This is a genomic window from Acinetobacter tibetensis, assembly GCF_023824315.1.
Classification (GTDB): domain Bacteria; phylum Pseudomonadota; class Gammaproteobacteria; order Pseudomonadales; family Moraxellaceae; genus Acinetobacter; species Acinetobacter tibetensis.
In genome coordinates, this window is sequence record NZ_CP098732.1 from 2,084,749 (window position 1) to 2,097,528 (window position 12,780).

General features: G+C 37.6%; 12 protein-coding genes, 1 tRNA gene, 1 pseudogene and 1 CRISPR repeat array (1 of these 15 only partly in view). Of the genes and pseudogenes, 8 read left to right on the forward strand and 6 right to left on the reverse strand.

The window, feature by feature from the left end; translation table 11 throughout:
• Positions 1-173 precede the first annotated feature (173 nt).
• Together M5E07_RS10265 and M5E07_RS16405 are read right to left on the reverse strand one after the other, a co-directional pair.
• Entirely contained in the window at positions 174-788 is a 615-nt protein-coding gene (locus tag M5E07_RS10265; protein WP_252219000.1) for a MarC family protein, read from the reverse strand.
• Between the two features lie 12 nt (positions 789-800).
• Positions 801-964, reverse strand: a pseudogene (locus M5E07_RS16405) (hypothetical protein); the annotation flags it as partial.
• Between the two features lie 71 nt (positions 965-1,035).
• Here M5E07_RS16405 and M5E07_RS16365 point away from each other — a divergent pair.
• The 5 genes from M5E07_RS16365 (at position 1,036) to M5E07_RS10285 (ending at position 5,313) form a co-directional block, all read left to right on the forward strand.
• Complete coding sequence (locus tag M5E07_RS16365) at positions 1,036-1,155, forward strand: hypothetical protein (protein WP_350464062.1); 120 nt, start codon at positions 1,036-1,038, stop codon at positions 1,153-1,155.
• Complete coding sequence (locus M5E07_RS10270) at positions 1,133-1,315, forward strand: hypothetical protein (protein ID WP_252219003.1); 183 nt, start codon at positions 1,133-1,135, stop codon at positions 1,313-1,315. Before M5E07_RS16365 ends, M5E07_RS10270 begins: the two co-directional genes overlap by 23 nt.
• Positions 1,316-1,781: 466 nt before the next feature.
• The gene (gene mqo, locus M5E07_RS10275) at positions 1,782-3,416 is read left to right on the forward strand and encodes a malate dehydrogenase (quinone) (protein ID WP_252219006.1); all 1,635 of its coding nucleotides are present in this window, start codon (positions 1,782-1,784) and stop codon (positions 3,414-3,416) included.
• Positions 3,417-3,487: 71 nt separating this feature from the next.
• Positions 3,488-4,762 carry an MFS transporter gene (locus M5E07_RS10280; protein WP_252219009.1) on the forward strand — a complete coding sequence of 425 codons (1,275 nt, stop codon included), beginning with the start codon at positions 3,488-3,490 and terminating at the stop codon, positions 4,760-4,762.
• Positions 4,763-4,827: 65 nt separating this feature from the next.
• Positions 4,828-5,313, forward strand: coding sequence for a hypothetical protein (locus M5E07_RS10285; RefSeq protein WP_252219012.1), 486 nt, complete (start codon positions 4,828-4,830; stop codon positions 5,311-5,313).
• A 95-nt stretch (positions 5,314-5,408) separates the two neighbouring features.
• On the opposite strand, the gene M5E07_RS10290 is transcribed toward M5E07_RS10285, so the two are convergent.
• Positions 5,409-5,606 carry a hypothetical protein gene (locus tag M5E07_RS10290; RefSeq protein ID WP_116758850.1) on the reverse strand — a complete coding sequence of 66 codons (198 nt, stop codon included), beginning with the start codon at positions 5,604-5,606 and terminating at the stop codon, positions 5,409-5,411.
• Positions 5,607-5,891: 285 nt separating this feature from the next.
• On the opposite strand from M5E07_RS10290, the gene M5E07_RS10295 reads away from it, so the two are divergent.
• On the forward strand, positions 5,892-6,182 hold the full coding sequence (locus tag M5E07_RS10295) for a hypothetical protein (protein ID WP_252219014.1): 291 nt from the start codon (positions 5,892-5,894) through the stop codon (positions 6,180-6,182).
• Between the two features lie 370 nt (positions 6,183-6,552).
• On the opposite strand, the gene M5E07_RS10300 is transcribed toward M5E07_RS10295, so the two are convergent.
• Entirely contained in the window at positions 6,553-6,828 is a 276-nt protein-coding gene (locus tag M5E07_RS10300; protein ID WP_252219016.1) for a hypothetical protein, read from the reverse strand.
• A 201-nt stretch (positions 6,829-7,029) separates the two neighbouring features.
• Between M5E07_RS10300 and M5E07_RS10305 the strand changes: the two genes are divergently transcribed.
• A complete protein-coding gene (locus M5E07_RS10305) occupies positions 7,030-7,461 on the forward strand; it encodes a hypothetical protein (RefSeq protein WP_252219018.1) in 432 nt (143 codons plus the stop codon).
• A gap of 160 nt (positions 7,462-7,621) precedes the next feature.
• Here the strand turns inward: M5E07_RS10305 and M5E07_RS10310 are convergent.
• Positions 7,622-7,698: transfer RNA gene (locus M5E07_RS10310), tRNA-Ile, on the reverse strand.
• A gap of 160 nt (positions 7,699-7,858) precedes the next feature.
• Between M5E07_RS10310 and M5E07_RS10315 the strand changes: the two genes are divergently transcribed.
• On the forward strand, positions 7,859-9,100 hold the full coding sequence (locus M5E07_RS10315; RefSeq protein ID WP_252219020.1) for a tyrosine-type recombinase/integrase: 1,242 nt from the start codon (positions 7,859-7,861) through the stop codon (positions 9,098-9,100).
• A 653-nt stretch (positions 9,101-9,753) separates the two neighbouring features.
• Here M5E07_RS10315 and M5E07_RS10325 read toward each other — a convergent pair.
• A complete protein-coding gene (locus M5E07_RS10325) occupies positions 9,754-10,209 on the reverse strand; it encodes a DUF2147 domain-containing protein (RefSeq protein ID WP_252219023.1) in 456 nt (151 codons plus the stop codon).
• Positions 10,210-10,372: 163 nt separating this feature from the next.
• Positions 10,373-12,780: a CRISPR direct-repeat array (repeat unit 28 nt; unit sequence TTTCTAAGCTGCCTACATGGCAGTGAAC) (it continues 803 nt past the right edge of the window).

Consider the following 12,780-nt stretch of genomic DNA (forward strand, 5'->3'; position numbering starts at 1 on the left):
CATGTGTTTTACCTGATGTATATCGCGGTCAAAATGATAAGACGTTAGATAAAATTATCGAAAGATTCGCATCTTAATTGAACTTAGAAGGTTTAGTCTCTAACTCAACCTTCTCTTCTAAACTAAAAAACCGGACTTTATATGTTCGGTTTTTTAGTTGATTCACCTTGAGATTACATTTCAGCCATCACACCAATAACGCCGTTAATAATCATATCCACCGCAATGGTTCCAATCAGTAATGCTGACAACCGCCCAACAATATCGACATAACGGTCTATATATTTGGCATGCTTATAGCGCAAATGATCATGGGCAAATTTCATTAAGATCATCAACACACAGGTCAGCGTTAAAGTTAAGAAAATAATCATGGCTGCGCCTCCAATTGGCAGCGACATGCCCGTCACCACAGCAGCACTAATGGTTCCTGGCCCAATCATAAAAGGCATGGCAATGGTTCCTGCCAAATGCTCAGGTGCACCACGCATTTCACCAATGGTATCCGCTCCCTGAAACACGTAGCGATAGCCAATCACCAAGAAGATCAGACCACCAAAAATTTGAAAGGCTTCAAAGCGCACATTTAAATATTTACTAAAAATAGCTTCTCCACCCCATGCAAACAGCATAAATACTACAAAGGCAATCAGACACCCCTGAATCAAAGCCTTATTAAACACTTTCGCTTCGGAGTTCCGAATCATGCCAATCATGTAAATACTCATTAAAAATGGATTCAGCAATGAGAAAAACAAAGCAAATGCATGTAAATATGAGGTCAACATGGTTTCTCCTAATTACTCTTGAGGGTCTGGAAATAAAGGACAATCTCCCAGACTGATTCGATTGATCTGTAAGAAGGTCATGGGGACAGAACAATCCAGCACAAAATTAATCTTTTGGTATAGCCAACAAAGACGTTGCACAAATAAATTTCAAAACGGTCATAGAACCGCTTACCCAGTTGCCGCACTCACAATATGTTGGGACGGATACCATCCATTCTGTCATTGTAAAATGACTAAAGCTGCAATGTCTGTGTTAGATCGGCAAGGACACATAGATGAGAAGTTAAGCTTACGAAGGGTCATTGCTGCGATTATGCCGTTCATTATCACAGGTAACATTAATGCCACCTCCAATGATGACTGAAAAAATTGCGGCTCAAATTCGTAGTTGGCAGGCTTTAGTACGATCCATTGCACCCGATTCCCAAGCACTTGGAACTGCATCGTCTAATTCACTGAATATCAACCAAACCTCATTATTGAGAACCATTAATGTGGTCTTATTATTCCCTTATATTTATTAGGTATTATAATTAGATATATTTTGAATATGTTTTCATTATTTCACTTGTTCACTACTTCTGCATTATCTTATGACGGGTATTATGCTGTACTGATAGTAAAAAATCGGGGTAAATCAACAAAAAAACTCTAGTCTATTGATTTATAGAAGAAATAAATTTTACCTAAATCACTGAAATTCATAAAAAATAAATCAACCATCACTCAAATTTATACATATTATATCGACATTTATAATAAAAATTACTGAGTCAATACTTATTTCGTCTAAAATGGCAACCGATTGGAAATGTGTGGTTGAACTAAAAGGTACATTTTTTCTTAGTTATAAGGATTCATGTATTTCACTCCCTCTCTTCTGAACTTTTAGTTTGCCACCATTTCCGTCAACCTCTTTTTTATTTTTTCGTTTTTACTCTCTATTCGCTCTAAAGCGATGCCAACACCTGCTCCCAAGGTCTAAATCGCATGAAAACTTTTTTAAAATACCTCGCGGTATTTGTCGTACTACTTTTGCTTGCAGTATTGATTTTTTTATTCCGACCAACTGTGTCTAAAAAAATTCAAACCTCAAATAATGAACCTGTGGTTGATGCTGTTTTGGTTGGTGGCGGAATTATGAGCACCACCTTAGGTACTTATCTGACCGAACTTGAACCAAACTGGCAAATTCGCATGTACGAACGACTTGATCAAGTTGCCCAAGAAAGCTCGAATGGCTTTAATAATGCGGGGACTGGTCACTCTGGCTTTATGGAAATGAACTATACGTCAGAAAAAGACGGCAAGATGGACATTACCAAAGCTGTAAAAGTTGCTGAACAGTTTGAAGTCGCAAAACAATTCTGGTCATATCAAGTCAAGCAAGGTGTTTTAGGCAAACCAACTAGCTTTATTAATCCTGTTCCTCATATTGCATTTGTATGGGGTGACAACGTCAATTTCCTAGAAAAACGTTATGCTGCTATGGTTAAAAACCCAATGTTCTACGGCATGAAGTTCTCTGAGAACCCTGCCGAAATTAAACAATGGGCACCTTTGGTGATGAATGGTCGTGATGCAACACAAAAAGTAGCTGCAACACGCATGGATGTGGGTTCGGATGTGAACTATGGTTCAATCACCACACAATTGGTCGATCACCTTAAAAAGCAACCTAACTTCCAACTACAAACATCTACTGAAGTGACTGGCATTAGCCAAAATGATGACAAAACTTGGACTGTATCTTTCAAGAATTTGAAAACAGGTGCAACCAATCATGTCAAAACTCGTTTTGTGTTTATTGGCGCAGGTGGTGCAGCAGTTAAACTCTTGCAAATGACAGGGCTTCCTGAAGCAAAACAATACGCTGGCTTCCCTGTAGGTGGCGTGTTCTTAATGACAGACAATCCTAAAGTCACCGCAGGTCATACCGCCAAGGTCTATGGTCGTGCCGAATTAGGTGCTCCACCGATGTCTGTTCCACATATTGATACCCGTTATATTGATGGTAAAAAATATGTGCTCTTTGGGCCATTTGCGACCTATTCGAATAAATTCTTAAAGCAAGGTTCTCAGCTTGATTTATTAAAATCGACCACGAAAAACAATGTATTACCAATGACTGCTGTAGGCATGGAAAACCTTGATTTGGTCAAATACTTAGTCAGTCAGGTCATGATGTCTGATGAAGATCGTTTTAATGAGTTGAAAAAATACTATCCTGATGCAAAACCAGAAGACTGGCATTTGAATCAAGGTGGTCAACGTGTTCAAATCATTAAGAAAGAATCAGGGAAACCTGCAAGTCTGCAATTTGGTACAGAAATTTTTGCGTCGAAAGATGGTGCTGTAACCGCATTGCTGGGTGCCTCACCAGGTGCATCAACTTCACCTTATATTATGTTGAGTTTGCTTGAAAAAGCGTTCCCACAACAAGTGCAAGGCGAATGGAACCCGAAATTACATGAGATTGTAAAATCGTACCAACAAGAACTCAGTACCAATCCTGTCCTTCTTGACCAAGTTCGCCAGTACACCAGCACGACCCTAGGTTTGAAATACACACCTATGGCAAAAGCTGCGAATGACGAAACCGCTGCTGTAGCAAAAGCACAATAAGCCTTTCTAAAATACAAAAGGATGGACTTCGGTTCATCCTTTTGGCCTTATCATCATTACAAATTTGATTTATGCCTTTTTTACGCTCCGATGCATTTGCTGCATTTCGTTCGCGCGATTTTTCCTTGCTCAGTATCAATCAATTCTGTCTGGTTCTTGCCATTGTCATGCAAGAAATTGCCATCAGTTATGCACTCTATCAAATTACACAAGACCCTCTAAGTTTAGGTTTAATCGCTGTTGTAGAACTAATTCCATTTATTGGTTTTTCTTTTATTGGTGGTCATTGGGCAGACCGCTATAACCGTCAGAAAATTTTACAATCCAGTTTTTGTTGGAGTTGTACGATCCCACTACTGTTTAGTGTTCTTTTTAATGGTTATGAAAAGCAACAAATTACGCAAGATTTTCTTTTGTGGAGCATCTATTTGTTAATTTTTTGCTTAGGGGTTATACGTGGAATTTACAGCCCCGCCTTTAATTCATTACGGCCTTTTTTAATTTCAACTGATGCACAGGCAAACGCTGCTACTTGGACAAGCAGTATATGGCAGTTCGGGGCAATCATAGCACCACTGTGTGCGGGACTTTTACTGAGTCAGTTTGGACTAAAGCTCACACTTATGGTCGTGTTTGTCTTTTGCTGTTTAGGAAGTGTAAGCCTTTTACAACTGTCAAAACGTACCTTCCCAACGACATTTGAAACAAAAATTCATCGTAGTTTAAAAGAAGCATTTCACTTTATGCTGCAACAACGCGTGTTATTTTGGAGTATATTGCTTGATCTCATTACGGCATTATTTTGCAGCATTGTTGTGTTACTGCCAATTATTACTCAAGACATCCTACAGCTTGGTGCTGAGGGTTTAAGCTTATTAAGAGCGGCACCTGCTCTAGGCATCTGCATCATGATGTTCGTCCTGCTGCATTTTTCTCCCACACAAAATGCTTTACGCAATATGTTGCTCATCTGTACAGGGATAGCAATGTTGACACTGTTATTTGCTCTCTCAAAATTACTCTGGCTTTCCTTCATTTTATTGGTGCTGATTGGTGCTTTAGACAGTATTGGTATGGTTATACGCCAACATTTATTACAATTGCTTCCACCGAAACAACTCTTTGGACGCGTTGCCGCCCTAAATGGCATATTGGTGACCTCTGGAAATCAATTGGGAGCATTACAAAGTAGCCTTACAACTCGATATTTATCGGTTACTCCTACCCTATTTATTGGTGGAAGTATTTGTTTAAGCTTCTGTTTAATCAGCTTCTTTTTCACCAGACATTTACTAAAAACACCATTAAGTCATGAGAAACATACAATACTTACAACAGAAAAATAGAAGCTTACAGAGAATATGCCTATGCTTATTTTATGCGTAATGAGTTAAGATAAGGATTGATTTTTATGGCAAAAACAACCGAATTGACCCATCGACTTTATACGCTCATTTACTTTTTAATCATCTTTCTTATATTGGCGTATTGCGTACTCAATGCAATTTATACGGTCATCATTGGCGGAACTACTTTTTATTTATTTGCCAGTTTTATTTTAACGCTTCAATGTATTTTTGCTTTACGCACTTCTCTCGACAGCCGTATCTATGCCAGTTTAGGGCTTGTACTACTGATTATTGGGCTATTGTATACACATGGGCTGGACTTTCTGAACCATTTAAAAGCGATTGTGCTGATTCCTGCTTTAATTTTAACTGCCTTTGGACTAGATAATTTATATAGAAATTCGAACAGACTTGCATGTCTTAAAATCGGACTGATCATCAGTTTACTGCTCGTAGCTTATAGCCAATATTATGATTTAGTAGAACTGCAAAATTATTATGACTCTTTACATAACGGTGAGACTTGGCAACAATTTGGTGCGTTATAACCCCAAAAAAGATTCACAATTTTAAGATTTTACTGCTGCTAATTCATATCACGCTTTATAGTCCCAATAAAAAACCGCCTGAAAGGCGGTTTTTACTAGTCTAACATTGCAGACCAGAGTGAATAGAATGCCTGAATATCGGATTCAAGAAATTCATCATTTTCAGCATCATAAACAAAAGATTTTTCTTCTAATAAGTATTCGCCATCTTGTTCACTAAGATATTTTTTTAAGAAAGTTTTAAAGTTATTTGCTTGATCAGGGAAAACTTGTTCTCCTTCAAAAAAGATCATAACAACCTCGAACTGCCTAAATCAGCTCAAATTTTAACACATATGTTGATTTTTATCAACATATGATAATTTAAAGATAAATACATCACTGTTTTATAAAGAAAAACGAACTGAAAAATAAAGTTTATTAATTATAACTTTACCCTCAAAAATGTGTCTCATTTAAACTTAAACCATATTAATAAGATTAATGTATCATTATATTAATTTAATGTGATTTACTTTGCATTTATTTCATATGCTTCTAAAATAAAGAAAGGAATAAGAAAAAGAGGCTCAAAGCTCATGAATTTCGATGTGTTCTTTTCTGACAAAGATCGCCATGAAGCGATAGATACTGCAAAGCAAATGGTATTTTTGCCAGAGAACTGTTATTTCCTAGAAAACCTAAGCCCAACAATAAACTTTTATCAAAATAATGATCATGAAATTTTTGCGAAAGTTGTTGTTTCATATCAAAATTGTGTAACCGAACTGGTCACCGATAAACCCTTTACCCTCAAATTTCACGATAATGGAGTGCATCAATTTTGGGAATATGTAGATAATGGCCCTAAAGACAAGTGGCTGATGTGATGCAATATTTTCAGTACCGAACCCCACAATCAGTGGAATGAAAAGGAAACGCTCATGTAGGGTTTCCTTTTTTAATGTCATTTCTGACGTTATTAAACACTGTACTGCCTGATGGTATTCTTCTGAAAGATGACACACCAACCCAAGCATATGATTTATATCAAACTCACCATAAATACTGGGTGTAAGGCTTAAATCAACAACAGTATCTATCTTCCCTCATCTTGAGAAGAGACTATATAGCTAATACAGACTATTGAGATAATTATAGGATAAAACGGGATAACTTAGGATTTGGTGGGATAGCTTTTGCAATGATGTTGCAACAGATGAAACTACAAGGCGGGCATAAAATCCGCCTTTTTTTATTTTAGTTTGAAAACAAATCATCGTTTCTATCTTCATTGTTTTTAAGCTTTTCTTCAGTGCTTAAAATCATGCGGATTGATCTTAGCGTTAATACGTAAAGCTTAAGTTGATGTATAGGTAGGATCAAGAGCATCCACGACACGTAAATATGGTCTGCTAGACAGCAATATATTGTTAGAGTGATAGTGCTTACCGCAAATTTCACCCCATCCATTCCTTGATTAAAGCCTGCGGTATTGGCTAATAAGTTCAAGTTAAAATCTAAACTGCCAGCCATTTACATTACTCCAGTTAATAAAAAACCGCAGTTAGAAGGCGTTATCCTGAACACAGGTTTTCAAAAAGTTTTGCTACACCTAGGGCATCATGGCATAAATTTTATGCTAAGTTTAAATACTGTAAATTACCATTCCAACAAGAATGACTGTATCCATAAAAATGTTATTTAAATCAGTTAAAAATCGTAGGGAGTATAAAAATGTCTACTTCTGGTAGTCTTGTTCTTGTTATTGGTGCATTGTTGAGTGCTTTTGCAGCGATTGCCCATCTAGTATGTATATTTATAGGAGCTCCAGCATATCGCTTTCTAGGTGCTGGTGAGCGTATGGCACGTGGGGCTGAGGCAGGAAAGCTTAAACCGACAATAATTACAGCCATGATTGCAATCATACTTTTGATTTGGTCAATTTACGCCCTTTCGGGAGCTGGAATTATTGAGTCCCTTCCCTTTACAAAATGGGTTCTGGTTGCAATATCTGCTGTGTTTTTAGGACGTGCGCTTGCATTTCCTATACTCAAACCAATTTTCCCTGAAAATACTATGACTTTTTGGTTGGTTTCCTCAGGAATCTGTTTATTTGTAGGTTCACTATATCTGTATGGTGTCATCCTACAGTGGTATATGTTATGAAAATATGAACCAAGTAAAAAACCTCCTTATAGGGGGTTTTATTATTTAAGCAGCTTGGTCTCAAATACTTTTATATTTATAGGAATTATTTCAAGTGCTTACATGAATTCTAAAAATAAAAAACCACTCACAATTAGTACATGTAAGTGGCTATCTTATTTGGTGGGCCCACCCAGACTCGAACTGGGGACCAACGGATTATGAGTCCGCTGCTCTAACCGACTGAGCTATAGGCCCTATACTATTGCAAAACTATTATATTCAACAGTTTGGCTGTGCAGCAATACTATCTAACATTTCCTTATTGAGCAAGTATTTTTTGCTTGTAGACGCATAGTAGACGCTAGAAAATATTGTGCTATATTGCTAAATATTGCAATTGATAGCGATTCTAGCGATGTCATCTCAAAGAGTAAAGCTAACAAAGACATTTATTGATCAACTCGAAATGACGCCTGCTATCTATAGAGACAGTGACTTGATCGGCTTTGCTATTCGGGTCAATACTACTTGTAAAACCTATATCGTTGAGAAAAAAGTCCTTGGCAAGACTGTGCGGTCTACAATTGGTCTACATGGAAACTTAACCCTCTCCCAAGCACGCGATATTGCCAGTGACAAACTTGCACAGATGTCTCAAGGCATCAATCCAAATGACGTTAAAAGAAACGCGATTGCTAAAGAAAAAGTAAAATCAGATTTATCTAAGACTAAGCCAACATTAAAACAGGCATTTGATCATTACCTATTCCATAAAAGCCTTAAGCCTAGAACAATTAAAGACTACACGCTGGTGGTTGATGACTACCTAAAAGATTGGAATAACATAACACTGGATAAAATTTCCAGATCAATGATTCAAGCCAAGCATTCTGAGTTGTCACAACGAAGTATGGCTCAAGCAAATATGGCGATGCGTGTTTTCCGAGCCATCTATAATTATTCGGTTGAGCATTATCTGGATGAAAATGGTAGATCTATTCTGGATACTCATAATCCAACCAAAACTCTCGATGCTAAAAAAGCATGGAATAAAATGAGCAGACGCAAAAGCTATATTAATGAGGAGCAACTACCTCACTGGATTAAAGCAGTATTTGAATATAAAGACCGTGGTCAACAGCGAGAAACCAATCGAGATTTTCTACTTACCTTGATTCTTACAGGATTTAGACGTGAAGAATGTGAATCTTTGCCTTGGACCCGTATTGACTTAAAGCATGGTCGAATTACCTCAATAGATTCACAGAATGGTGCGCCACACAGCCTGCCTATGGGTGACTTTCTATTTACCCTCATGAAAAAACGTTATGCTCAAGCAACAAATGAGTGGGTATTCCCTTCTGCCAAATCTACTTCTGGTCATATTGTGAATATTTCCAAAGTACGCCAAAAAATCAATAAATCCTGTGGCATTGAGTTTAGCTTCCATGATCTGCGTAGAACCTTTGGCACTATTGCAGAAAACCTTGATTACGGGCAGTACACAATTAAGTGCCTACTGAATCCAAAAGATGATGATCGAGACGTAACTGTAGGTGATCAGGTCCGCGAAAGGAAATTGAGAGAAGTAATGAATGCTATTGAAGACATTGTTTTAGGGGCTTATAAAACAAGCTTAGAAGAAGCTATTGATTAGAATTTGATACTTGATTTGATATTTCCAATATTTTTTCAAAGTCATCGTAACAAGATATCCAATTTTTCTTTTTTAAATAAAAACATATAAATCTGATTAAATTTTTTTACTTTTACTTTGTTACACAAAGCTGTCTGTAATGCTTTGTTCAGTCATATATTCCTCAGATAAACTAACCTACACCTACAATCTATCGCTCAACCAATTGATCTTCTTATCATCAAACTTTGATGAATCGAGTAAATATCTTGCTCTGGGTTGATCCCAATACTCAATGGTATGCGCAAACAAGAACGAAATCCAACTTACTCAGACAGCTATTCAGTACTGTTTAATGATGAATACTTGTGCAACTAAGCTGAAGTTCAATTAAAAGATGGGCGTCGTAGAATGGAGAAATTTATAGGGATTATTGATAATGTTCTACATGTTTTAGCAATTAATGGTTGTGGGCGAATTCTTATTGCTCTGGAGGATATAGAAAGACTCTTTTCCTGTGCTCAAAATAGTTCCATCTTGCAGACATCATCACAATATACATCTCATGGATTAATGCTCGTTCACACGAATATCCATGTAAAAAAAACCATCAAATGATGGTTTTTTTAGAAATCAACAAAAGTGGTTTACGACAGCCACATTCGGAGAGTTATTTATAATTTCTTCCAAGTCATGATTGTCGTGGTGTTATCAGACTTTGACTTACCAAAAACCTTCATTTGCTCACCAGTATTACTTAGATCTGCATTAATAATATAAACAAGGCCATTTTGTGGGTTAACCCATACCCCATTATTAAACTTATTTTTTGATGTTGCCTGCATATTCGTGAGGATTTCTAAACCAAACAAATATTTATTTTTTAATGCCCCTGTACACTTCGTACAGACATCTGCCGCTAGTGTACCCGGTAATGCATACGACTTAGTGATAGCTGCACTATATTGTTGAGTCTTAGAATTCTTACGAATTGCAATTTCTGTAATGTAATTTCCAGATTTATCATCAATTACCTTCCATGAGCCTAATAGTTGATCAACAGGCATTGCTGCTAAAAATTGAGTTGAACCTAACAATAAAGTCGAAGCAAATAAAATTTTAAATTTCATAAAATTGTCATATATTAAAAAGCCTCGGGATTATAGCAAAGCACATCTCCGATAGAATTATTAATTTAAATCATATGCATAGTTTGCTGAAATCGTATCCAGCTTCCTTTTTTAAATCCTTATAGTTTACTTGAGCTTGGCATAGCGTGTATTCATCTAGTCATTTCTAAGCTGCCTACATGGCAGTGAACATATTATAGTGATGTTTATTGTTTAAAATTAAATTTCTAAGCTGCCTACATGGCAGTGAACATGCCATAGATAAAAAGATCGAACTGGAGACATTTCTAAGCTGCCTACATGGCAGTGAACTTGGTATGTTGGATGTTCATTAATAGCAAGTATTTCTAAGCTGCCTGCATGGCAGTGAACGGGGTTATCCGCTTGGCTGGGGTCCATTGATTTTTCTAAGCTGCCTGCATGGCAGTGAACAAATTAATAGTAAAACACTCACTTTACAGTCTTTTCTAAGCTGCCTGCATGGCAGTGAACTCCAAATTCAAATTGGTATTTTCTATGTGACTTTTCTAAGCTGCCTGCATGGCAGTGAACAAGAAATGATTCGATATTTTTTAAGTCTGGATTTTCTAAGCTGCCTGCATGGCAGTGAACGTACATCAAATCAATGGCTTCTTTGTTATGGATTTCTAAGCTGCCTGCATGGCAGTGAACTATCAGATAGATACTGATGTACTGCTGTTTGATTTCTAAGCTGCCTACATGGCAGTGAACTGGGATTGGAGAATAATTATGCGGTTTTGAGTTTTCTAAGCTGCCTACATGGCAGTGAACGTACGTTTAAACCAGGAATTACCAATGATCGTTTTCTAAGCTGCCTACATGGCAGTGAACGCGCTGATTATCGAAGATGATTTAATTAAGTGTTTCTAAGCTGCCTACATGGCAGTGAACCGAAAGCGGTCTTCACCGCCACAAAATGGGCATTTTCTAAGCTGCCTACATGGCAGTGAACAGATTGATATTGCTCGAGGTGTGACGATTAATTTTCTAAGCTGCCTACATGGCAGTGAACCGCTCGATGACGAACACTCGTGCTCAGCAGATTTTCTAAGCTGCCTACATGGCAGTGAACTACAACTTAATAAAGAACCTACCAAAGCAATATTTCTAAGCTGCCTACATGGCAGTGAACTTGCTTTAACAACACACCATCGTTTTCTGTCATTTCTAAGCTGCCTACATGGCAGTGAACAAAAAGTAGGCATGAAAGCCGAACAGCGTGATTTTCTAAGCTGCCTACATGGCAGTGAACCTTGAAATATAAATTAATCTGCTGAAGTGTAATTTCTAAGCTGCCTACATGGCAGTGAACTGATAGTAAGCCAAATAGCCTTTACTATTCATTTTCTAAGCTGCCTACATGGCAGTGAACATGAGGCTATAACGAGATCTGAAGCTGTTTTATTTCTAAGCTGCCTACATGGCAGTGAACTTTAATCCAGACCATGCAACAATCTCCCCATCTTTCTAAGCTGCCTACATGGCAGTGAACGTGCAATTAAAGACTTATCACCATAACCTTTATTTCTAAGCTGCCTACATGGCAGTGAACAATAACGTAGACCGACCATTTAAATATCTAGTTTTCTAAGCTGCCTACATGGCAGTGAACTTGTTGATGTGTTCTTTAGTTCGGATTTAAAATTTCTAAGCTGCCTACATGGCAGTGAACAAAAACACCCTCCGCATATTCAGAATAGCTTTTTTCTAAGCTGCCTACATGGCAGTGAACAAAAACACCCTCCGCATATTCAGAATAGCTTTTTTCTAAGCTGCCTACATGGCAGTGAACTCTGTTGCTGCGGGCTCAACAAACTCATTCACTTTCTAAGCTGCCTACATGGCAGTGAACATCGACCTTATAATTATTTTGCGAATGATAATTTTCTAAGCTGCCTACATGGCAGTGAACTATTATACATTATACGAAATATCGTATATTAATTTCTAAGCTGCCTACATGGCAGTGAACGAAATAAGTTTGATATGTTCGGTACTTCTACTTTTCTAAGCTGCCTACATGGCAGTGAACCGTTGAGAATAGATTGCTGACATTCTGGTTTTTTTCTAAGCTGCCTACATGGCAGTGAACGTGTGATTTCGCTTGAGCAATTACATCAGCAATTTCTAAGCTGCCTACATGGCAGTGAACGTGTGTATGTACATTGGCTGAGTGATAGAGATTTTCTAAGCTGCCTACATGGCAGTGAACAGTGAGTAAAATTTGAAAGCGTTATTTGCCTTTTTCTAAGCTGCCTACATGGCAGTGAACGGTGCGCTAAAAAACTAATCCGCTTCTTTGGATTTCTAAGCTGCCTACATGGCAGTGAACCAGTTGAGCCGACTTGTCCGTATTCTTCCAACTTTCTAAGCTGCCTACATGGCAGTGAACCACCAACTCGCTATTGTTTGGTCAGCGTGGTATTTCTAAGCTGCCTACATGGCAGTGAACTTATTCATTGTCCTTAAAGCCTATCCGCAATTTTTCTAAGCTGCCTACATGGCAGTGAACCAGCACTTCAAGTATCTGCATAAGCAGAATATTTTCTA